This is a genomic window from Leisingera aquaemixtae (assembly GCF_019801145.1).
GTDB classification, from domain to species: domain Bacteria; phylum Pseudomonadota; class Alphaproteobacteria; order Rhodobacterales; family Rhodobacteraceae; genus Leisingera; species Leisingera aquaemixtae_A.
The window spans coordinates 133,228-155,186 of sequence record NZ_JAHVJQ010000001.1; the positions used below are offsets into that span (position 1 = coordinate 133,228).

At 65.0% G+C, this 21,959-nt stretch carries 19 protein-coding genes; 11 read left to right on the forward strand and 8 right to left on the reverse strand.

Annotated elements, in window-relative coordinates; translation table 11 throughout:
- Positions 1-7: 7 nt before the first annotated feature.
- The 5 genes from KUW17_RS00655 to KUW17_RS00675 all read left to right on the forward strand — a co-directional run bounded on the left by KUW17_RS00655 (position 8) and on the right by KUW17_RS00675 (position 6,875).
- On the forward strand, positions 8-1,753 hold the full coding sequence (locus KUW17_RS00655) for a sensor histidine kinase (RefSeq protein WP_222475176.1): 1,746 nt from the start codon (positions 8-10) through the stop codon (positions 1,751-1,753).
- Positions 1,750-2,979, forward strand: a complete 1,230-nt coding sequence (locus tag KUW17_RS00660) for a sigma-54-dependent transcriptional regulator (protein ID WP_222475178.1) — start codon at positions 1,750-1,752, stop codon at positions 2,977-2,979. The genes KUW17_RS00655 and KUW17_RS00660 overlap by 4 nt, the downstream gene beginning before the upstream one ends.
- Positions 2,980-3,717: 738 nt before the next feature.
- Entirely contained in the window at positions 3,718-4,719 is a 1,002-nt protein-coding gene (locus tag KUW17_RS00665) for a DctP family TRAP transporter solute-binding subunit (protein WP_222475180.1), read from the forward strand.
- Positions 4,720-4,821: 102 nt separating this feature from the next.
- Positions 4,822-5,499, forward strand: a complete 678-nt coding sequence (locus KUW17_RS00670; protein ID WP_222475181.1) for a TRAP transporter small permease — start codon at positions 4,822-4,824, stop codon at positions 5,497-5,499.
- Positions 5,499-6,875 carry a TRAP transporter large permease gene (locus KUW17_RS00675; protein ID WP_222475183.1) on the forward strand — a complete coding sequence of 459 codons (1,377 nt, stop codon included), beginning with the start codon at positions 5,499-5,501 and terminating at the stop codon, positions 6,873-6,875. Before KUW17_RS00670 ends, KUW17_RS00675 begins: the two co-directional genes overlap by 1 nt.
- Before the next feature lie 212 nt (positions 6,876-7,087).
- Here the strand turns inward: KUW17_RS00675 and tpiA are convergent, their stop codons facing one another.
- The 4 genes from tpiA to KUW17_RS00695 all read right to left on the reverse strand — a co-directional run bounded on the left by tpiA (position 7,088) and on the right by KUW17_RS00695 (position 10,204).
- A complete protein-coding gene (tpiA, locus tag KUW17_RS00680; RefSeq protein ID WP_222475186.1) occupies positions 7,088-7,837 on the reverse strand; it encodes a triose-phosphate isomerase in 750 nt (249 codons plus the stop codon).
- Positions 7,838-7,977: 140 nt separating this feature from the next.
- Entirely contained in the window at positions 7,978-8,337 is a 360-nt protein-coding gene (locus KUW17_RS00685) for a HesB/IscA family protein (RefSeq protein ID WP_222475188.1), read from the reverse strand.
- A 169-nt stretch (positions 8,338-8,506) separates the two neighbouring features.
- Positions 8,507-9,730: a glycerophosphodiester phosphodiesterase family protein gene (locus tag KUW17_RS00690; RefSeq protein ID WP_222475190.1), complete on the reverse strand. Its 1,224-nt coding sequence runs from the start codon at positions 9,728-9,730 to the stop codon at positions 8,507-8,509.
- Between the two features lie 111 nt (positions 9,731-9,841).
- Positions 9,842-10,204, reverse strand: coding sequence for an SUF system Fe-S cluster assembly protein (locus KUW17_RS00695; protein ID WP_222475191.1), 363 nt, complete (start codon positions 10,202-10,204; stop codon positions 9,842-9,844).
- A 242-nt stretch (positions 10,205-10,446) separates the two neighbouring features.
- Here KUW17_RS00695 and KUW17_RS00700 point away from each other — a divergent pair, with 242 nt between their 5' ends.
- Entirely contained in the window at positions 10,447-11,199 is a 753-nt protein-coding gene (locus tag KUW17_RS00700; protein ID WP_222475193.1) for a hypothetical protein, read from the forward strand.
- Between the two features lie 43 nt (positions 11,200-11,242).
- Here the strand turns inward: KUW17_RS00700 and KUW17_RS00705 are convergent, their stop codons facing one another.
- From KUW17_RS00705 to rimK, 3 genes are all read right to left on the reverse strand, one after another.
- Entirely contained in the window at positions 11,243-11,518 is a 276-nt protein-coding gene (locus KUW17_RS00705; RefSeq protein WP_222475196.1) for a hypothetical protein, read from the reverse strand.
- Entirely contained in the window at positions 11,518-12,408 is an 891-nt protein-coding gene (locus tag KUW17_RS00710; protein ID WP_222475198.1) for an SPFH domain-containing protein, read from the reverse strand. The genes KUW17_RS00705 and KUW17_RS00710 overlap by 1 nt, the downstream gene beginning before the upstream one ends.
- A gap of 243 nt (positions 12,409-12,651) precedes the next feature.
- The gene (rimK, locus tag KUW17_RS00715) at positions 12,652-14,058 is read right to left on the reverse strand and encodes a 30S ribosomal protein S6--L-glutamate ligase (RefSeq protein ID WP_222475200.1); all 1,407 of its coding nucleotides are present in this window, start codon (positions 14,056-14,058) and stop codon (positions 12,652-12,654) included.
- Between the two features lie 70 nt (positions 14,059-14,128).
- Between rimK and tgt the strand changes: the two genes are divergently transcribed.
- The 4 genes from tgt to lon all read left to right on the forward strand — a co-directional run bounded on the left by tgt (position 14,129) and on the right by lon (position 19,914).
- A complete protein-coding gene (gene tgt / locus KUW17_RS00720) occupies positions 14,129-15,259 on the forward strand; it encodes a tRNA guanosine(34) transglycosylase Tgt (protein ID WP_222475202.1) in 1,131 nt (376 codons plus the stop codon).
- A gap of 139 nt (positions 15,260-15,398) precedes the next feature.
- Positions 15,399-16,484 carry an alkene reductase gene (locus KUW17_RS00725; protein WP_222475203.1) on the forward strand — a complete coding sequence of 362 codons (1,086 nt, stop codon included), beginning with the start codon at positions 15,399-15,401 and terminating at the stop codon, positions 16,482-16,484.
- A 137-nt stretch (positions 16,485-16,621) separates the two neighbouring features.
- Positions 16,622-17,266 carry a hypothetical protein gene (locus tag KUW17_RS00730; RefSeq protein WP_222475205.1) on the forward strand — a complete coding sequence of 215 codons (645 nt, stop codon included), beginning with the start codon at positions 16,622-16,624 and terminating at the stop codon, positions 17,264-17,266.
- Positions 17,267-17,502: 236 nt separating this feature from the next.
- Positions 17,503-19,914, forward strand: coding sequence for an endopeptidase La (gene lon, locus KUW17_RS00735; RefSeq protein WP_222475206.1), 2,412 nt, complete (start codon positions 17,503-17,505; stop codon positions 19,912-19,914).
- A gap of 323 nt (positions 19,915-20,237) precedes the next feature.
- Here lon and KUW17_RS00740 read toward each other — a convergent pair whose 3' ends face one another.
- Complete coding sequence (locus KUW17_RS00740) at positions 20,238-21,293, reverse strand: Glu/Leu/Phe/Val family dehydrogenase (RefSeq protein ID WP_222475207.1); 1,056 nt, start codon at positions 21,291-21,293, stop codon at positions 20,238-20,240.
- Between the two features lie 132 nt (positions 21,294-21,425).
- Here KUW17_RS00740 and KUW17_RS00745 point away from each other — a divergent pair, with 132 nt between their 5' ends.
- A complete protein-coding gene (locus KUW17_RS00745; protein ID WP_222475208.1) occupies positions 21,426-21,881 on the forward strand; it encodes an Lrp/AsnC family transcriptional regulator in 456 nt (151 codons plus the stop codon).
- Positions 21,882-21,959 lie beyond the last annotated feature (78 nt).

Here is a 21,959-nt window from a genome sequence, read left to right on the forward strand (position 1 = left end):
TGCCGCAATGAAAACACAGAACCTTCTCCGCTGGAGCCTGCCCGCCGGGTTCCTTCTGGCCGTGGCGGCGCTGGCGCTCGCGGTCTGGTCCTACGGGTACCGGCAGGCGCTCAACGGCCTGGCAGAGCGCAGCGCGGCCGATTTGGCGCTGGCCTCTGACCGTGTCAGCACCCAGCTGCAGGTCTATCAGGAACTGGCGGTGCTGACCGCGGAGCACCCGGTGCTGGCGGATCTTTCAACCCCGGCGGCGCGGGCGGCGGCGGCGGAGCTGCTGCGCTCGGTCGCCGACAAGACCGCGGCGCTGGATGTGTTCTTTGCCGCCGCGGACGGCCGGGTGCTGGCCGCAGCCGAAGGGGTGACAGGCGCCAGCGTGGCGGCGGCGGATTATTTCGAGCGCGCCACGCAAGGCGCGTTGGGCACCGGCCACAGCGTGCTGCAGCCGGAGGGCAAGCGCGCCTATTTCTATGCGGCGCCGGCCTTTGCCCCCGATGGCGGGGTGCGCGGGGCGCTGGTGGTGGTGGCCGATGTCGGCGATGTGGAGCAGACCTGGCGCGGCTCGCTGCCCGCGGTGTTCTTTACCGATGAGGGCGGCGAGGTGTTCATTGCCAACCGCTCGGAGCTCTTGTTCTGGCGGCGCAGCGCCGAAGGGCAAACCCCAAGCGTGACGGACCGGGGCTATTTCGCGGGCCATGAGATCTGGCGCCTGGAGGGCAGCCCCTATCTGCCGGCCCGGGCGCTGCACCTGTCGGTCGGGCTGCCGGTCATCGGCATGACCGGGGAGATCCTGGTGGATGTGGCCCCGGCGCGGCGGATTGCGGCGCTGCAGGCGGCGGCGCTGGCGGCGGTGTGCCTGGCCCTGGGCGCCATGCTGTTCATCGTGATGGAGCGCCGCCGCACCCTGGCGGAGGCCAACGCGGTGCTGGAAAGCCGGGTTGAGCAGCGCACCCGCGACCTGTCGGCGGCCAACACCCGGCTGCGCCGCGAGGTGCGGGAGCGGGAGGAGGCCGAAGCGGCGCTGAAACGGGCGCAGCAGGAGCTGGTGCAGGCGGGCAAGCTGTCGGCGCTGGGCCAGATGTCGGCGGGGATCAGCCATGAGCTGAACCAGCCCCTGATGGCGATCCAGCAGTATGCCGAGAACGGCGCCGCCTTCCTGGAGCGCGGCAAGGCCGAGCGCACCGGCGAGAACCTGGGCCGGATTGCCGATATGGCGGCGCGGATGGCGCGGATCATCAAGAACCTGCGCGCCTTTGCCCGCAACGAGAGCGAGCCGATGGGGCAGGTGGATCTGGTGCAGGTGATCGACGCCGCGGTTGAGCTGACGGCGCCGCGGCTGAAGGCGGACCGCATCGACCTGCGCTGGAACCCGGCGGCCTGTGCCGGACCGGTCCATGCCTGGGGCGGCGAAGTGCGTCTGACGCAGGTCTTCGTGAACCTGATCAACAATGCCGCCGACGCGATGCAGGGGCAGGTGGAGAAGGTGATCTCGATTTCTGTCGACATTGGCCCGCGGCTGCAGGTGCGGGTGCAGGACAGCGGCCCCGGCATCAAGGAGCCGGAGAAGATGTTCGATCCGTTCTATTCCACCAAGGCGGTGGGCAGTTCCGAGGGCATGGGGCTGGGGCTGTCGATTTCATACGGGCTGGTGCAGAGCTTTGGCGGCAACATCCGCGGCGCCAACACCGGCGGCGGCGCCGTGTTCACGGTGGAGCTGGAGCCGTGGCGCGAAGGCGCCGAGAAGGGTGATGCCGCATGACCCGCAAGGTGCTTTTGGTGGACGACGACGCGGCGGTGCGCGAGGCGCTGTCGCAGACGCTGGAGCTGAACGACCTGGACGTGGTCGCCTGCGGGTCCTTTGTGGCGGCAAAGGACCATATCAGGCCCGCCTTCGACGGCATCATCGTTTCGGACATCCGGATGCCGGGCCGGGACGGGTTCCACCTGCTGGACTATGCCCGCAGCATGGATGAGGAATTGCCGGTGGTGCTGCTGACAGGCGAGGGCGACATTCCGATGGCGGTCAAGGCGATGTCGCAAGGCGCCTTTGACTTTCTGGAGAAGCCCTGCGCTGCGGCCGACTTCCTGCCGGTGCTGGAGCGCGCCCTGAAGACCCGAGCGCTGGTGCTGGAAAACCGGCGGCTGAAACACCAGCTGGAAACCGGCGACCCGGCGGCGCGGCTCTTGTTCGGGACCTCGCCGCAGGCCAAGGAAATGCGCCAGCGGGTGCGGGCGGTGGCGCCGACAGGGGCAGAGGTGCTGGTCACCGGGGCGCCGGGCAGCGGCATTTCCAAGGTTGCGGAAGTCATCCACCTGATGTCGCCCGCGGGCCAGGGGCCGTTTGTGAAACACCCCGCGGCCGGGCTGGCGGCAGAGACGGTGGCGGAGCTGTGCCAGGAGGCGGCGGGCGGCTCATTGTTCCTGGACGAGGTGCAGGCGCTGCCGGAGGCGGCGCAATACGCGCTGCTGGCGCAGCTGGAGCAGGGCGGCGGGGTGCGGATCATCGCGGGCTCCAGCGCTGATCTGGCAGGCAAGGCGGAAGCGGGCGGGTTCAGTGCCGACCTGTTCTACCGGCTGGACGTGATGCGGGTGCGGATTCCGTCGCTGGCGGAGCGGCCGGGCGACATTCCGGTGCTGTTCCGGCATTACGTGGCACAGGCGGCAGAGCAGGCGGGGATCGAGGCGCCGGAGATTTCGCAGGACCATCTGGCGGCGCTGATGGCGCAGGACTGGCCGGGCAATGCGCGCTCTTTGATGTCGGCGGCGATGCGGTTTGTGCTGGGGATGCCGGAGGAAGCGGCTGCTGCGGCCGGGCTGGGGCTGGCAGAGCAGATGGCGCAGGTGGAGCGCTCCCTGCTGATTGCCGCATTGGGGCGGGCAAACGGGCGCGCGGCTGCGGCCGCGGAAGCCCTGAAGCTGCCGCGCAAGACGTTCTATGACAAGCTGGCCCGCTATGGCATCCGGCCCGAGGATTACCGCCGCTGAGGGCGCCGGGCTTGGAGCCTTGCGGTGCGTCTTATCCGGCGTCTTTGCCGGGGTATTTATGGAGGCGGCGCCGCCGAGAAGCCCCATTGGGGCCATGGGCGGAGGGAGGACGGGGGTCGCAAGCCCCCGTGTCCGCTGAAGCCTTCGTGCGGGACGCCCCTGCACCCAATGAGGAGGTGGTCTCGGGGGCCCTGTGATCTCCTGTTGGTGCGGGGTGTCAGTCCGCACCGGTGTCGCGACGGGATTGAGTATCGCAAGCCCGGGTTAAGGAGCGGCAAGCGGTGCGTACGGCGGGGGCGCAACACCCTGGCAAATGCCGAAGCATGGGGGCTTGGATGCGCGCATTTTTGGGCCGTGCCGCGCAGTGGCACGGCCCGCGCCCGACCTCCCTCGGGGGGCGCTTCGCACCCGCCCGAGGCCGGTCGCGGGCCTGATGTTGCAGACAGGCCGCCCTTTGATTCCCCTATTGATTTTGTCGGGCGCTAACATTTGTGCGGTTTTCCGCACAAAGCCCGGAACGCCCTGTGCGGGATTTCGCACAGCTTTCGGAAGGCGCAGCCCGGATGTCTTTGGGCCGGTTCGTAAGCCTATGCAAAGCAGTGGAAAATTCAGGCCGCGCGTGATTCCCGAATCAAGTGTTGAGCGGTTTTCCGCAACTTGGGATGCTCTGAGCGGGCCTCAGCCATGCGCTGAGCGCAACATCGGATTTACAGACGATTTTTCTGGGAGGAAAAAACCATGAAATTCCTGACCACTGCCGCAACCGCACTGGCACTGGCTGTTACCGCAGGCGCAGCTTCTGCCGCCTGCGACGACGGTGAGATCGTGGTGAAGTTCAGCCACGTCACCAACACTGACAAGCACCCCAAGGGGATTGCTGCCGCGCTGCTGGAAAAGCGCGTGAACGAGGAAATGAACGGCACCATGTGCATGGAGGTCTACCCGAACTCCACGCTTTACAATGACAACAAGGTGCTGGAGGCGATGCTGCAGGGCGACGTGCAGCTAGCCGCGCCGAGCCTCTCGAAATTCGAGAAGTTCACCAAACAGTTCCGCCTGTTCGACTTGCCGTTCATGTTCAAGAGCATCGAAGCCGTGGATGCGTTCCAGGGCTCCGAGACCGGCCAGGAGATGCTGAACTCGATGCAGCGCCGCGGCCTGCAGGGCCTGGCCTACTGGCACAACGGCATGAAACAGATGTCCGCCAACAAGCCGCTGGTGGCACCGGAAGACGCCAACGGGCTGAAGTTCCGCGTGCAATCCTCCGACGTGCTAGTGGCGCAGATGGAAGCGATCGGCGGCTCGCCCCAGAAGATGGCGTTCTCGGAAGTTTACGGCGCGCTGCAGCAGGGTGTTGTCGACGGTCAGGAAAACACCTGGTCCAACATCTACGGCAAGAAGTTCTTTGAGGTGCAGGACGGCATCACCGAGACCAACCACGGCGCGCTGGATTACCTGGTGGTGACCTCCGTCGACTGGCTGGACAGCCTGGAGCCGGCAGTGCGCGACCAGTTCCTGACCATCCTCAATGAGGTGACCGCCACCCGGAACGCCGAATCCGCCAAGGTGAACGGCGAGGCCAAGCAGGCGATCATCGACGCCGGCGGCGTGGTGCGCGAGCTGACGCCTGAGCAGCGCGCGGCCTGGGTCGAGGCGATGAAGCCGGTCTGGGAGAAATTTGCAGGCGACGTCGGCCAGGAGAAGATCGACGCCGCGCAAGCCATCAACGCAGGCCTTTAATCCGGGCCTTTCCGGGGTGCCCGTGCCGGCGCCCCGTTCCCGCAGGCGGCGCGGGGATCCGCCGCCTGCACCCCTACTTTCCGCAAAACTTGGGAGGCAGCCATGGCGGGGTCCAGAACCGGCCCGAGCGGGCTTATCAATTCACTCGAAGAAACCCTTATCGCGCTCCTCCTGGGGCTGATGACGGCGATAACATTTGCCAATGTGATCGCGCGCTTCGTGTTCAATTCCAACATTCTGTGGGCGCTGGAACTGACCGTGTTCCTGTTTGCCTGGCTGGTGCTCCTGGGCGCGTCTTATGCCGTTAAGGTCCACGCGCATCTGGGCGTTGATGCCATCGTCAACATGCTGGCGCCTGGCGCGCGCCGCGCCGTCGGGCTGTTTGCCGCCGGCTGCTGCATCGTGTTTTCGCTGCTCCTGCTGAAGGGCGCTTACGACTACTGGGCGGTGTTTGCCGACCTGCCGCCCACTTCAGGCCGCTGGTTCCCGACCGGGCTCGACTTCAAGGCACGCTCGCAAAGCTTCTATGAGGTGCAGGACGTGCCGATGGTGGGGATCTTCAAGTTCCTCGAAGAGATGATCAACTACGGCGATTCCTACGAGAAACTGCCGAAGGTGGTGCCGTATGTGGTGCTGCCGGTGTCGATGCTGCTTCTGGTGTTCCGCTTCACCCAGGCGGCGTTCCAGATTGCCCGCGGCGATGCCGACCGGCTGGTCGCGAGCCATGAGGTCGAAGATGAAATTGCAGAAGTGCAGGCGCAGCGCGGGGAGCATGACTGATGGAAGTGGTAATCCTCTTTGCGATGGTGATCGGCCTGTTGCTGATCGGGGTGCCGATTGCGGTGTCCCTGGGCCTCAGCTCCACCATCTTTCTGCTGATCTATTCCGACAGCTCGCTGGCGAGTGTCGCAGGCACGCTGTTTGAAGCCTTTGAAGGGCATTTCACACTGCTGGCGATCCCGTTCTTCATCCTGGCCTCCAGCTTCATGACGACGGGCGGCGTGGCGCGGCGGATCATCCGCTTCTCCATCGCCTGTGTCGGGCACCTGCCGGGCGGGCTGGCGATTGCGGGCGTGTTTGCCTGCATGCTGTTTGCCGCGCTGTCCGGCTCCTCGCCCGCCACCGTTGTGGCGATCGGCTCCATCGTGATCGCGGGCATGCGGCAGGTGGGCTACACCAAGGAGTTTGCGGCGGGCGTGATCTGCAATGCAGGCACCCTGGGCATCCTGATCCCGCCGTCGATCGTGATGGTGGTCTATGCGGCCGCGGTTGAGGTCTCGGTGGGCCGGATGTTCCTGGCCGGTGTCATTCCGGGGCTTCTGGCCGGCCTTCTGCTGATGGTCACCATCTACGTGATGGCCAAGGTCAAGAACCTGCCTAAGGGCGACTGGAAGGGCTGGGGCGAGATCATCACCTCTGGCCGCGAGGCCGGCTGGGGGCTGTTCCTGATCGTGATCATCCTGGGCGGCATCTATGGCGGCATCTTCACCCCGACTGAAGCGGCGGCGGTGGCGGCGGTCTATGCCTTCCTGATTGCGAGCTTTGTCTACAAGGACATGGGTCCGCTGTCGAACGGCGAGGGCGAGGCCAAGACGCCGCTGATCAAGAAGCCCTATGCGCTGGTGACGGCGTTCTTCCACAGCGACACCAAGCACACGCTGTTCGAGGCGGGCAAGCTGACCGTGACCCTGCTGTTCGTGATCGCCAACGCGCTGATCCTGAAGCATGTGCTGACGGATGAGCAGGTGCCGCAGCATATCGCCAACGCGATGCTGTCGGCGGGCTTCGGTCCCATCATGTTCCTGGTGGTGGTGAACGTGATCCTGCTGATCGGCGGCCAGTTCATGGAGCCCTCGGGCCTGCTGGTCATCGTGGCGCCGCTGGTGTTCCCGATCGCCATCGAGCTGGGCATCGACCCGATCCACCTGGGCATCATCATGGTGGTGAATATGGAAATCGGCATGATCACCCCGCCGGTGGGCCTGAACCTGTTCGTGACCTCAGGCGTGGCGGGGATGCCGATGATGGGGGTGGTGCGGGCCGCACTTCCGTTCCTGGCGGTGCTGTTCGTGTTCCTGATCCTGATCACCTACGTGCCCTGGCTGTCCACCGTGCTGCCAAACGCGGTGATGGGGCCGGAGATCATAACGAACTAGGCGGTCTGCTAAAAAAAGAAACGCCCCGGGAAACCGGGGCGTTTCTTTTTCAGGGCTGGGGCGCTGCCCCGCAGGTTTGATTGTCAGAGGGGCGCTGCCCCTCTTGGCCCTTGGCCAATTCACCCCGGAGTACTTTGGGAAAGGTGAAAGCTGCCCGGGCTTCATCTTTCCGGAAAATACTCAAATCCGGGGCCCGCGCCGCAGGGTGCCGGTCAGCTGGCTTCCAGTGCGGTGATGATCGGGGAGAAATCCGCGGCCTTGAGGCTGGCGCCGCCCACAAGCGCGCCGTCGACGTTGGAGACGGCAAAAATTTCCGCGGCGTTGGACGGCTTGACCGAGCCGCCGTAGAGCAGGCGGATGCTGTCTGCGGTCTCAGCCCCGAAGCGGCTGGTGAGTTCAGCGCGCAGGAAATCGTGGACTTCTGCAATCTGTTCCAGCGTCGGCACCTTGCCGGTGCCGATGGCCCAGATCGGTTCATAGGCGATCACGGTATTGGCGCCGGTGGCATTGGCCGGGACAGAGCCTGCGAGCTGGGTGCCGGCCACTTTCAGAGTATCGCCGGCTTCGCGTTCCGCCAGGGTTTCGCCGATGCAGATCACCGCGATGAGGCCCTCGCCGATGGCGGCCTCGGCCTTGGCGCAGACCTGCGCGTCGCTTTCGCCGTGGTCGGCGCGGCGTTCGGAGTGGCCGAGGATCACCGCAGAGGCGCCTGCGTCCTTGAGCATGGCCGCCGACAGATCGCCGGTGTGGGCGCCGGAGGCGTTGGCGTGGCAGTCCTGGCCGCCGATAGCGACGGTGCTGCCCTTGGCAGTGTCCGCGGCGCGCGACAGCAGGGTGGCAGGCGGGCAGATCAGGATGTCAGCGGCGGGGGCGCCGTGGCTTTCGGCCAGCGCCGCCAGTTCCGCGAGGCTCGCGCCGGTGCCGTTCATCTTCCAATTGCCTGCTGCCAGTTTCCGCCGCATGGGGGTGCCTCCGAATGTGGTGTTTGGGCGTGACTGGTAGCACCGGCGGCGGGGCGGCGCAATTCGCTTGAAAGTTCGGACCGGGCAGCAAAAAGGGCGGAGAATGCCCCGCCCTGTGTTTTCCGTGCCGGTGCCGCGGATCAGGTGCCGGGCGCTTCCTTGAAGGAAATCGACTCGCCGCAGCCGCAGGCCTCGGCCACGTTGGGGTTGTTGAACTTGAAGCCGCTTTCCAAGAGCGTCACCTCATAGTCGATCTCGGTCCCGAACAGGAACATCTGCGCCATCGGCGCGATCAGGATGCGGGCGCCGTCCTGTTCCACGACCTCGTCATTGGGATCGGCCTGGTCGACATACTCCATAGTGTACTCCATGCCCGCGCAGCCGCCCTTCTTGACGCCGATGCGCAGGCCGGCACGGCCGTCCTTTGCCATCAGCCTGGCGATCTGGGCCGCAGCCTTGGGCGTCATGGTCACCGCCTGTTTGCCGGGAATGCCGAACATGTATGTCTCCTTGCGCTTCCCCTGTTATCTAGGATGGGTGCGGGGGCGGCTCAACCCCGGATCCGCCGGGGAAGCAATAACATATACCTGTCCTGCGAAATTAAAAGGGGCCGCCTCCTGGGCAGGGAGGCGGCCGTTGATGGGGTGTCCGTCGTTGGGGAGACGGTGGTCAGAGCCCCATGCAGTTCGCGTAGTAAGTCGTTGTGGCGGGCCAGTCGGAGAACACGCCCTCGACCCCGACATCCTGGGCCAGCACGTCCAAGAGCTGGTAGTACATGCTGTCGTCCACGGTCAGGTCGGAGACCGACTGGAAGTACCAGCCGCCGCCGGTGGCCAGCGGGCCGGAGCGTTCCAGCGTCCAGGTGATCAGCTTGAGGCCTGCCGCCCTGGCTTTCTTGGCGTAGGCCGAGGGGACAATCTTGCCGTCCTCGGAGGTGACCAGCATCCACATCGGCGGGGCGATGTAGTTGACGCCTTTGGCGTGCAGTTCTGCAAAGTCATGCGGGAAGGTCGCCGGGTTGTTCGGGTCGAAGCCTTCGAGGTCGTAGCTGGCGTCCAGGAACACCGCCTGCTTGCCGAACTCCGGCTCGTTTTCGATCCAGTAGAGAACGTCATCCAGGTTGAAGCTTTGCGCCCAGACGTCGGAGGCGGGGATGCCGGCGGCCTTGTATTCGTCGATCAGCTTCTGGGCGTAGTCTGCCTGGGAGAAGCCGTTGAAGGGCATCTCCACTGCCGGGCTTTTCAGCTCCGGGGTGAACTTGGCGCCAAGCGATTTGAACAGGGCGATCGATTCCGCGTGGGTCATGCTGGTTGCGCCGCCGGCAAACAGGGTGGAGCGCCAGTCCGCGGTGCCGCCCTGGTAGGCTGCGGCGGTGAGGGCTGTCTTGTCGGCGCTGTCCATCTTGGGCTGCAGGGTGCGGAACTCGGCCAGGGTGATTTCGGAGGTGCGGCACTCGGCGGCGGCAGGCGTTTCGCCGTCCGCAGGGGTGAAGGGGGTGGCGCAGGTGTCCGCCAGATCCGAGGTCAGGATGTTGGTGGTGGTGTGCAGATCGTTCTGGGCGTGGCGGCAGACCAGTTCCAGATCCTTGGTGAAGGTGACATCGCATTCCAGGATGCCCGCGCCCATCTGGGCGGCGGCGATGTTGGATTCGACGGTATGTTCCGGGAACATCAGCGGCGCGCCGCGGTGGCCGATGGAGAAATCGGAGCGCTGCGGCGTCTGGCCCGCGCAGGACTGCAGTTTGTCCTTCAGCGCGCCCTCGGGCAGCTTGGAAATTAGGTAGGCAGGACGGGGGCCGTAGCTGAGGCCCGCATCTGCCGCTTTCGGGGGATTGCCTGCGAGGGCGGCGGTGGAAACAAGCAGGGCGGCTGCCGAAGTCAGGGCAAGGCGCATGGAATTTTCTCCGGTTGGTCAAATTTGCGGCGAGAGTGGCGCGCAAATGTAACAGCCGGATTGCGCCCGCATGACGGGCGCATCAAGTTCTCATGACAGCTGGTGCGGGAGTTACATGAAGCCCAGTTCGAGGCGCGCCTCGTCGGACATCATTTCCATGCCCCAGGGCGGCTCCCAGGTCAGCTCGACATCGACGCTCTTGATGCCGTCGACCGGGGAAACCGCATCAATCAGCCAGCCCGGCATCTCGCCTGCCACCGGGCAGCCCGGCGCGGTCAGGGTCATGATGATCTTCACGTCGTTCTCGTCCGTGATGTCGATGGTGTAGATCAGGCCCAGCTCGTAGATGTTCACCGGAATTTCCGGGTCATAGACGGTGCGGCAGGCGTCGACGACGGCTTCGTACAGCGGGTGGCTGACGGAGGAGGGCGCGATCAGCGGGGCGCCTTCGAGCGGTTCGGCAGGGTTGGTCATGAGGATCCCGGTTCTATTTTCCGACGGTTTATATAGGGAATATGCGGCCGGGCGTCCAGAGGCGGCGGTCGCGTCTGCGGCAATGATATTTCACCGGATTCCGCCCGCCGGTTTGATTTGGGACAATGGCCGCGCTAAGTTGTGGTTCCCCCATCATGTTTTTGTAACGGCTGCCAGGCTGCAGCGGTCCGGCATGTTATTGCTGCCGGCTCTGCGGTGCCGGGCCGGCCTTGGGAGGAGCCATGCAAAAACCTTCTGCGCTGAGAGCAGCCGTCCGTATTGTGCTGGCGGCGGCGGCAATGGCAGGGGCCGTTTCCGCCGCCGCCGGCGACAATTGGGAATGGCAGCTGACGCCGTTTGTGGTGGCGCCTTCGATCGACAGCACAACCGAGCTGGGCTGGACCGGCGGGGATGTCTCGATCGACGCGGGCGATGTCTTTGACCAGCTGCAGGCCGGCGGCATGCTGCAGTTCGAGGGTGTGCACTACAGCAATTTCGGCTTCCGCCTGCGCTATGCGGTGCTGGATGCCGACGCCGATGTGTTCAGTTCGGAGGGGCCGGGCGGGGTGCGCTATGACCAGAACCTGGGCGAGGCGCTGCTGACCTACCGGTTCGGGCGCGGCCGCGACCTGTTCGAACTGTTCGGCGGTGTGCGCCACTGGGATGTGGATGTGACCGCCTCCTTGCCGGGCGTCAACCTGCGGCGCGGGGCGGACTGGACCGATCCGGTTGCGGGTATGCGCTGGGAGCGCCGCCTGTCGGACGAGTTCAGTTTCACCCTGGAGGGCGATATCGGCGGCTTTGGCGCCGGGTCGGAGGAGAGCTGGTCATTGATGGGCGGGCTGATCCACCATCGCTGGAAGAACGCCTCGATCTACGTCCTCTACCGCGGGCTGGGGGTGGAGTATCAGGAGGGCACCCGCGGCACCAGCAGCTTCTTCCGCCATGATGCGGTGACACACAGCCTGCTGGCAGGGGCCGGGCTGCGGTTCTGAGGCCGCAGGACAGGCGGGGCGCGCGCGGCGCCCCGGCCAAGGATCAGTCGTTGATGTCGTGGTTGAAGGTTTTCACCTGGCCCTTGGGCAGGGCAAAAAAGCGGCGCATGAGCAGCCAGGCCGCCAGCGACAGCGCAGCAAAGACCAGGAGGAGCGGTGCCAGCCCGAAACCGGCACCGGCCAGCAGCAGCAGGGCCACCGCCGCGGCGCCGATGGCAAAGCCCAGGAACACGAAGCCGGGCACCAGCACCTCAAGTATCGCCAGCAGCAGCGCAGCAGCGCCCCAGACCCACCACAAGGCCCAGAAAGCGGTGTCCATCACTTGCCTCCTTTCAGCAGGCTGAAGGCGTTGCCAAAGGCCTCAAGCGCGTGGGCGGGGACCACGATGGTCTGCTTGCCTTCGCCCTTGCCGAGCGCAGTCAGGGACTCCACCTGTTTCAGCGCCACCTGGTACTGTGCCGCCTCCAGCCCGTTTTCGGCAATTGCCTTGGCCACCACTTCGGTGGCATAGGCCTCTGCTTCGGCCTGGATGCGGCGGGCCTTAGCGGTCTGTTCGGCGGCATAAAGCTCTGCGTCGGCCTGCAGTTCAACGGCGCGTTTCTGGCCCTCGGCCTTGGTCACTTCGGCGCGGCGGGCGCGTTCGGCGTTCAATTGCTGCAGCATGGCGTCGCGGGTGGCCTGGTCGAGGTTCACGTCCAGGATCTCGGCGCGGGTGACTTCGATGCCCCAGTCGTCCACCGCCGTTTCCACGGCTTCCTGAATGCGGGTGATCAGCTGGGCGCGATTCGACTGCACCTCGTCCAGATCCATCTTGCCGATCTCGGCGCGCACGATGCCGGCCACGGTGGTGGCGATGGCGCCGTCCACGTCGCGGATCCGGTAGACGGTCTTTTCCGGTTCCAGGATGCGGTAGAACACCGAGGTATCGATCTGCACCAGCACGTTGTCCTTGGTGATGGCGTCCTGGGTGGCGTTGGGCAGCTGGCGTTCCAGGATCGAGATCTTGTGGCGGGCCACATCCAGGAACGGCACGATGAAGTTGATGCCCGGCCCCAGCACCGAGTGCAGGCGGCCAAAGCGTTCGACCACGTATTTTTCCGACTGCGGCACGATCTTGATGCCTTTCAGGACCACGATGATCAGCAGCAGGGCGCCCAGCAGGTACAAAAGGTTGCCGGACAGCAGCTCGAGAATCAGGTCTTCGTTCATGTAAAATTCCTTAGGTTGTTCAGCGGGGGCCGCAGGGGCGGCGGGCGCGTTGGGCGCAGCCGGTTCCGGCGGCCCGCTGGGCAGGGGCTGTGCGCCTGGCGTTTTGGCCTTGTTCAATGACACGCCCCGTTGTGTGCAATAGTATACAAATGGGTTCCAGCAGCGGCGGTTTCAAGAGGTTGCGGGTGTATATGACGCCCGGAAACACAGGCTGGCAAGCCCGGATGGGCCTGCCATGCAGTGTCAGTTGCTGGAGGGTTTCAACCGCCGCACCGGTGCCGGGCGGACCCGGTTCTCGATCTCGGCGTAGATCAGGCCTGCGATGTTCTTGGCGGAGGTCTTTTCGATCCCTTCCAGTCCGGGGGAGGAGTTCACTTCCAGCACCTTGGGGCCGGTTTCCGAGCGCAACAGGTCGACGCCCGCCACATTGAGGCCGAAGGCGCGGGCCGCGCGCACAGCGGTGGAGCGCTCCTCCTTGCTGATGCGGACCGTCTCGGCGCTGCCGCCCAGGTGCAAGTTGGAGCGGAAGTCGCCCTCTGCCCCCGAACGTTTCATCGACGCCACCACCTTGGAGCCGACCACAAGGCAGCGGATGTCCACGCCCGCGGCTTCTTTCACGAACTGCTGAACAAGGAAGTTGGCCTTGAGCCCGCGGAAGGCGGTGATGACGCTTTCGGCGGCCTTCTTGGTTTCGGCCAGCACCACGCCCTTGCCTTGGGTGCTTTCCAGCAGTTTCACGATCAGGGGCGCGCCGCCGACGATCTGGATCAGGCTGCCGGTGTCCTTGGGCGAGGAGGCAAAGGCGGTGGCGGGCATGCCGATCTTGTGGCGTGCCAGGATCTGGTGCGCATGCAGCTTGTCACGGCTGGCGGTGATGCCCTCAGACCCGTTGACGCAGAAGGTGCCGAGCGTTTCGAACTGGCGCAAGAGCGCGGTGCCATACTGGGTGACAGAGGCGCCGATGCGCGGGATCACCGCGTCATAGCGGGGCAGGCGTTTGCCGTCATAGTGGATTTCCGGCGCCAGCGCATTCAGCGCCATGTAGCAGCGGGTGGTGTTGATCACCTCCACCGTGTGGCCGCGGTTTTCGCCTTCTTCCACCAGACGGCGGGTTGAATAGTTGTCCTCGCGGCTGAGAACGGCGATGCGAAGGGCGCGCTTGGGCGCGGATTTGCGGATATTGGCAGAGGCGTAGACGGAATAGTCCAGCGCCGGCTGGCACATGCGCTCCCCCGGCACTACGGTCACGTTCTCGGTCAGCGCCTGGCGGCCCAGCAGCATGTGCTTGGCCATGCCGCGCCGGTCGGTCAGCGTCAGTTCCACTGGCCAGGACTCGCCGCCAATTGTCAGCTGGGTCTCGATCACGAAACGCATCTCGCTTTCGCCGTTTGAGGACGTCACCTCGCGCCTGTCCTTGATCAGGGCAGAGCAGGGGATTTCCAGATCATACTGGCCGGGAATGGGGTGCACCATGAAGCGTACCTTGGGGGCGCTTGCCGGGCCGAAGGTTTCGATCCCGGTGGCATGCAGCGACGAGGTGCGGGCGCCGGTATCTACTTTGACCCGCAGCGCCGGCAAGCCGAGGTCCGGCAGGCTGACCCACTCCTCCCAGCCGAGTTTCAGTTTCGGTGCGGGGTCGGCTGTGGACATGGGCCTGGCTCCTTGGCATTAGGGGTGAATCACCGGCGTGCCGGTTCGATAGTAACGGCAGGAATACGAGATGGCAGAGCTTTTCAACTTTGAACTGAAGGCAACCGACGGCAAGGCGCGCACGGGTGTCATCAATACGCCGCGCGGCGAAATCCGCACGCCTGCCTTCATGCCGGTTGGGACTGCTGCGACCGTAAAGGCGATGATGCCGGAGAGCGTGCGCGCGACCGGGGCCGATATCCTGCTGGGCAACACCTACCACTTGATGCTGCGCCCGACGGCGGAGCGGATCGACCGTTTGGGCGGGTTGCACAAGTTCATGAACTGGGAGCGCCCGATCCTGACCGACAGCGGCGGGTTTCAGGTGATGTCGCTGGCGGGACTCAGGAAACTTACCGAGAAGGGCGTCACCTTCAAGAGCCATGTGGACGGCTCCAAGCATGAACTGACGCCGGAACGCTCGATGGAGATCCAGCGGCTGCTGGGCTCCGACATCGTGATGTGCTTCGACGAATGCCCCGCGCTGCCTGCGGACCGCGACCGCATTGCCGAGTCGATGCGCCTGTCGATGCGCTGGGCGGAGCGGAGCCGGGAGGCCTTCGGCGACCGTCCGGGCCATGCGCTCTTTGGCATCATGCAGGGCGGGCTGGAGCAGGACCTGCGCGAGGAAAGCGCCGAGGCGCTGAAGAAGATCGGGTTCGAGGGCTATGCGGTTGGCGGCCTGGCAGTGGGCGAGGGGCAGGAGGCGATGTTCGAATGCCTGGACTACGCCCCCGGTTTCCTGCCCGAGGACAAGCCGCGCTACCTGATGGGGGTAGGCAAGCCCGACGACATCGTCGGTGCCGTCGCCCGCGGTATCGACATGATGGATTGTGTGCTGCCGTCGCGGTCGGGCCGCACCGGGCAGGCCTTCACCCGCTATGGCGTGGTGAACATCAAGAACGCCCGCCACCAGGACGACCCGCGGCCCTTGGATGAGCAGTGCAGCTGCCCGGCGTGCTCGAACTATTCCCGCGCCTACCTGCACCATGTGTTCCGTTCCAACGAGATGATCTCCGGCATGCTGCTGACCTGGCACAACCTGCATTACTTCCAGGAGATCATGGGAGGAATGCGGGAGGCTATTGCTGCCGGAACGTTTGAGGCCTGGCAGAAGGATTTCCACGACACCCGCGCACAAGGGGATATTGAGCGGCTGTAAAGCCGCGCAATTGAACAGTCTGCTGTGCGCAGGTGAGCAGCTGTTCCGGCTGCCCCCCGCTTGAACGCGCGGGGTGGAATGCTCAGGTCTTTCCGGCAACGTTCCTGTTGCTGGAAACTTTGACCGGAGGGAAATCCCCGTGAGCCAAGAATTGTTTTCCGCCAGCACTGCTGGTGCAATCGAGCTGCGTAACCGCATCGTCATGGCGCCGCTGACCCGCAACCGGGCTGACGACCAGACCGGCGAGGTGCTGGACCGGCATGCAGAATATTATGCCCAGCGGGCGGGCGCCGGCCTGATCATCACCGAGGGCAGCCAGATCAGCCCCGAGGGCAAAGGGTATATCCAGACCCCGGGCATCCACACGGCGGCGCAGGCCGCGGCCTGGCGCAAGGTCACCGATGCGGTCCATGCGAAGGGCGGCAAGATCGTCATTCAGCTGTGGCATGTCGGGCGGATCACGCATGAGTCCCTGCTGCCCGAAGGTGCCAAAGCCGTGTCATCCACCGATACCGCTGCAGAGGCCCAGACCTTCACCCATAATGGTTTCGAGCCGACGGCCAAACCGCAGGCGCTGAGCACAGCGGGCATCCAGAGAGTCATCGCCGACTATGTGCAGGCGGCAAAATACGCCAAGGACGCAGGGTTCGACGGTGTCGAGCTGCATGCGGCTAACGGCTATCTGCTGGAGCAGTTCCTGAAGGACGGGGTGAACACCCGCGCGGATGCCTATGGCGGATCGCCGGAAAACCGCGCCCGGATCGTTTTCGAGATTCTTGACGGGCTTCTGACGGTTTGGGACGCCGGCCGCATTGGCCTGCGCCTGTCGCCTTTCGCCACCTTCAACGATGTGTCCGACAGCGATCCCGTGGGCCTTTACACGCCGCTCATCCAGCGTCTGAACAGCTATGGCCTGGCCTACCTGCACATGGTCGAAGGGGACCCCGGCGGCGCCCGCGACGGTGATTTCGAAGCCCTGCGCAAGCTCTACACCGGCACCTATATGGCCAACAATGGCTATGACCGTGAAACTGCGCTGGCGCGGACGGCATCCGGCGAGGCCGACCTTGTGGCCTTCGGGCGCCACTTCATCGCCAACCCGGATCTGGTTGACCGGCTGGCAGCGGACGCGCCGCTGAACGAAGGCAATCCGGAAACCTTTTATGGCGGCGAAGACGAGGGCTATACTGATTACCCGGTGCTGGAGCAACTGGCGGCCGAGTAGCCGCTGCGGCGCTGATCAGGGCCGGCGGCCGGGCAGCACACGCCCGGCCGCTGGTACCAATGCGGCGGGCCATGCGCGCCGTTCACCGGATGTGAAGACCTCTCTGCTACCCTCGCGCCCAAACGGGGAGGATGGCGATGGTCTGGTTTCGTGTGCTGGCAGCTGCAGCCATGATGGGCGGAAGCCCGGCAGTTCTGGCGCAGACCGCGCCGGGGTCGCTGGCAGAGGCATCCGGTTTTTTCAAAGCGCCGCCGCTGGATGGCTGCACGATCACCATTGAGGATCTGGTCAAGGGCGGCTCTGAGGCCCTGCGCGGGCAATGGATCGTACAGAAAGGGCCGGGGGAAACCGGGCTGGCCGCAGGCGGGCGCATCGAAATGCAGCCGCTGCCGCAGCGGACCGGCGAGCTGCTGCGCCTGGGGTTCCGCAACGGGCGGCTGGTGGCGGATTCCGCCGTTCTGGGGATCATGCCCATCGGGGTTCAGGACCGGGCGCCGGTACAGCCGGGCACCGGGCTCAGGGCCGAAAGCGTGGGCCGCGGCGATCTGGCTGACGGCACAGAGGTTTACCTGGACCAGCTGGCGCTGGGGGCGCTGCCCTGCGGCGCGGATCAGCTGCTGCGGCTGAACCTGCGCGCGGAGCGTGATACCGGCACCGGAGAGGCGCTGCGGCAGGACATCCGGCTGTTTCTGATCGACCAGTCGCGGATGAGCGGAACCTACCGTGAAACCGGGCCGGGCGGACGGCTGGAGCGCGGGCTGATCACGCTGCTGCGGCGCTGATTGATGCGGCGCAGTTATCCACAGGATCACCCCGGCGCAGCCTTCATCATTTGCTCACCGTTCCTTCATTTGCGCCCTTGTGGTCCCGGCGCGCAGCGGGCAAGGTGTGCCCCAGCCTTGAGGTGCCGCGGTTGAAAATCCTGTGCCGCCCCACCAAGTAAAGACATCCAATGAGGAGACGGGCCAAAGCTGCCAATACCGGGGCCGGGCCGTCTTGCCTAACCAAAGGACCGAGTATGCAAGAGCCACTCAATTCCTCCTACCCAGTCCTGCCGCTGCGCGACATCGTGGTGTTCCCCCACATGATCGTGCCGCTGTTCGTGGGCCGGGAAAAATCGGTGCGCGCCCTGGAAGAGGTGATGGCCGACGACAAGCAGATCCTGTTGTCGAGCCAGATCGACCCTTCCGAGGACGATCCCGAAACCGATAGCATTTACACCGTCGGCGTGCTGGCCAATGTGCTGCAGCTGCTGAAACTGCCCGATGGCACCGTCAAGGTGCTGGTCGAGGGGCAGAGCCGTGTGAAGATCACCGAATTCCTGGAAAACGACAACTTCTTCGAAGCCAAGGCCGAAGAGCTGGGCGAGATTCCGGGCGACGTCACCACCACCGAGGCGCTGGTGCGCACCGTGGGCGACGAGTTCGAGCGTTATGCAAAGGTCCGCAAAAACATTCCCGAAGAGGCGCTGTCTGCCGTCGGTGAAACCGCGGAGCCGGCCAAGCTGGCCGACCTGGTGGCGGGCCACCTGGGCATCGAAGTGGACCGCAAGCAGGAACTTTTGGAGACGCTCTCTGTTTCGGAGCGGCTGGAGAAGGTCTATGGCCTGATGCAGGGCGAAATGTCGGTCCTGCAGGTCGAGAAGAAGATCAAGACCCGCGTCAAGTCCCAGATGGAGAAAACCCAGCGCGAGTACTATCTGAATGAGCAGATGAAGGCCATTCAGAAGGAGCTGGGCGACGGCGAGGAAGGTGCCGGCGAAATCGCCGAGCTGGAAGAGAAAATCGCCGCCACCAAACTGTCGAAAGAGGCGCGCGAGAAGGCCGAGGCCGAGCTGAAGAAGCTCAAGAACATGTCGCCGATGTCGGCGGAAGCCACGGTTGTGCGCAACTACCTCGACTGGATGCTGTCGATCCCGTGGGGCAACAAGTCCCGCGTCAAGAAAGACCTGAACAAGGCGCAGGAGATCCTGGATGCGGATCACTATGGCCTGGAGAAGGTCAAGGAGCGGATCGTCGAGTATCTGGCGGTGCAGCAGCGCTCGGCCAAGCTGAAGGGGCCGATCCTCTGCCTCGTCGGCCCTCCGGGCGTGGGTAAGACCAGCTTGGGCAAATCGGTGGCCAAGGCGACCGGGCGCGAGTTCATCCGCATCAGCCTGGGCGGCGTGCGCGACGAATCCGAGATCCGCGGCCACCGCCGCACCTACATCGGCTCGATGCCCGGCAAGATCATCCAGGCGCTGAAGAAGGCGAAGACCACCAACCCGCTGATCCTGCTCGATGAAATCGACAAGATGGGCCAGGATTTCCGCGGCGATCCGGCCTCGGCGATGCTGGAGGTGCTGGATCCGGAACAGAACAACACCTTCATGGATCACTACCTGGAGGTGGAATACGACCTGTCGAACGTGATGTTCCTGACCACCTCGAACAGCTACAACATGCCCGGGCCGCTTCTGGACCGCATGGAGATCATTCCGCTGTCGGGCTACACCGAGGATGAAAAGCGCGAGATCGCCAAGCAGCACCTGATTTCCAAGCAGGTGAAGAACCATGGCCTGAAGGCCAAGGAGTTCGAGCTGACCGAGGAGGCCGTGACCGAGATGATCCGCACCTATACCCGCGAGGCGGGGGTGCGGAACCTGGAGCGCGAGATCGCCAAGGTGGCACGGAAGTCGCTGACCAAGATCGTCAAGAAAGAGGCCGACAGCGTGACCGTCACGCCGGACAACCTCGACGAGTTTCTGGGCGTGCCAAAGTACCGCTTCGGCCTGGCCGAGAAGGAGGATCAGGTCGGTGTGGTGACCGGGCTGGCCTATACCTCTGTCGGCGGTGAGCTGTTGTCGATCGAGGCGCTGCGGCTGCCGGGCAAGGGCCGGATGAAGACCACCGGCAAGCTGGGCGACGTGATGAAGGAATCGATCGAGGCGGCGTCCAGCTATGTGCGCTCCGTCTCGCCGAAATTGGGCATCAAACCGCCGAAGTTCGACCATTGGGACATCCACGTGCACGTGCCGGAAGGCGCGACGCCCAAGGACGGCCCCTCGGCGGGCCTTGCGATGGTCACCTCCATCGTGTCGGTGCTGACCCAGATCCCGGTGCGCAAGGACATCGCGATGACCGGCGAGGTCACCCTGCGCGGCAATGCGCTGGCGATCGGCGGCCTCAAGGAGAAGCTGCTGGCGGCGCTGCGCGGCGGCATCAAGACGGTGCTGATTCCGCAGGAGAACGAAAAGGACCTGCCGGAGATCCCGGACAACGTGAAGGAAGGACTGGAGATCATCCCGGTGTCCCATGTGTCCGAGGTGCTGGAGCACGCGCTGGTCGCCAAGCCCGAACCCATCGAATGGGATGAGGAGGCGGAGGAAGCCGCAGCCGCCAAGTCGGCGCTGAAAGGCTCCGGCGAGGGCGCAGGTGCTACCGCGCACTGATCCGCTGATCAAATCAGCAGGCAAAAGGAAAGGGCGGTCCGAGGGGGCCGCCCTTTTTAGTGTTCTCTTCCGTTCTGGCCCTTCTTGCCGGGGCGTATGGTTCTTGGCGTCTGCGCGGCATCGCGGGGAGCGCTCCCGCCCGCCGCTGGCAGCGCTTCACGCGCCGCCGCTGCGGTTGGGCGTGGCGCTGCACCTTGGGTGCGGCGCACGGCCTGCCCCGGATGGGGCAGGCCGCCGGGCCCAAAATCCGGATGGCATCCGGCCTCTGGCCGGGCGCCGTGCGGCTGCGGGAGTGCGCCCGCAGCCTTGCAGAGAACTAGCGGTCAGGCGGCCTTGCTGGCCTGCTCCATCTTGGCCTGTACCGTGGCAATGGCCATTTCCGCCGGGCTGACATCCGCCGCCTTGGCCTGGTTCAGGATCGCCGCCATGGTCTCGTCCAGCGCCTGCAGCTTCTCGGCGACAAAACCCTCGCGGTCCTTGATCTTCTGGATTTCGGTCGCGACGTTGATGATGCCGCCGCCATTGGCCACAAAGTCGGGCGCATAGAGGATGCCGCGGACATGCAGCGCCGCGCCGTCCTCAGCCGTTGCCAGCTGGTTGTTGGCGCCGCCCGCGACGATGTCTGCCTTCAGCTGCGGGATGGTCTGGGCGTTCAGGATGCCGCCGATGGCGCAGGGGGCAAAGACGTCTGCCTCGGCGCCGTAGATTTCCGCCAGCGGCACCGCCTTGGCGCCAAACTCGGCAACCGCCTTCTCGACGCGGGCGTCGTCGATGTCGGTGACAACCAGCTTGGCACCGGCCTCGTGCAGGAACTGGCAGAGGTACCAGCCAACGTGGCCCAGGCCCTGCACCGACACGGTGACGCCGTCCAGATCGCGGCTGCCGTGCTTGTGGGCGCGGGTGGTGCGGATCGCGTTGAAGATGCCGCGCGCGGTGATCGGCGAGGGGTCGCCGCTGGCGAACTCGCCGTCCGCGAGGCCGGCCACAAAGCGGGTTTCTTCCGCCAGGATCGCCATGTCGGACGGGCTCATGCCCATGTCCTCGGCGGTAATGTAGCGGCCGTCCAGACCTTCGATGGCGCGGGCAAAGGCGCGCAGCAGCTCCGGCGACTTGTCCTTGGCCGGATCGCCGATGATCACCGCCTTGCCGCCGCCCAGGGTCAGGCCTGCCGCCGCGTTCTTGTAGGTCATACCTTCGCTGAGGCGCTTGACGTCGGTCAGCGCTTCGTCTTCGCTGGCATAGGGGCGCATGCGCAGGCCGCCGGCCGCCGGGCCAAGCTGGGTGGAATGCACGGCAATAAAGCCCAGGAGGCCGACAGAGGACTCCTCGACGCGGTAGATTTCTTCATGGGTGCTGGACGCAACAGCGGTCACTGTCATCTGGATGACTCCTCCAAAACTTTTCCAGATGATACTAGAGCGCAGACGCCGGTTTTCACCAAAAAGCACTGCCTGCGCGGGGCGGTTTGGTAGTATGGTCCAAAAATGGCGCCAGATTTAGGGGAAAGCTCCATGGATTCGATTGACCGCAAGATTGTAGCTGCGCTTCAGCGCAACGGGAGGCTGAAGATTTCCGAATTGTCGGAAATGGTCGGCCTGTCGGCCACCCCCTGCGCGCGCCGGGTGGCCAACCTGGAAGAGAGCGGCGTGATCAGCGGTTATTCGGCGCGGGTGGACCAGGCCAAGCTGGGGCTGCCGGTGACGATCTTTGTGGCGGTGGAGCTGGAGCGGCAGTCCACCGATGCGCTGCAGGCCTTTGAGAAGGCGGTGCGCAAGTTCGACCAGGTGATGGAGTGCTACCTGATGACAGGCACCCGCGACATTCTATTGCGGGTGGTGGCCGAGGATCTGCCGGACTTCGACCGCTTCCTGGAGGACCGGCTGATGCGGGTGCCGGGCATCCGCAACACCCGCTCCAGCTTTACCCTGCGCACCATGATACAGCGCGACGCGTTGCCCGCCTGCTGACCGGTTCACGGCGGCGGGCCGGCTGTGCTAGGCTGGTTTCGCAACACCGGCCCGCCAGTCCGCTGCCGCCCGCGACAG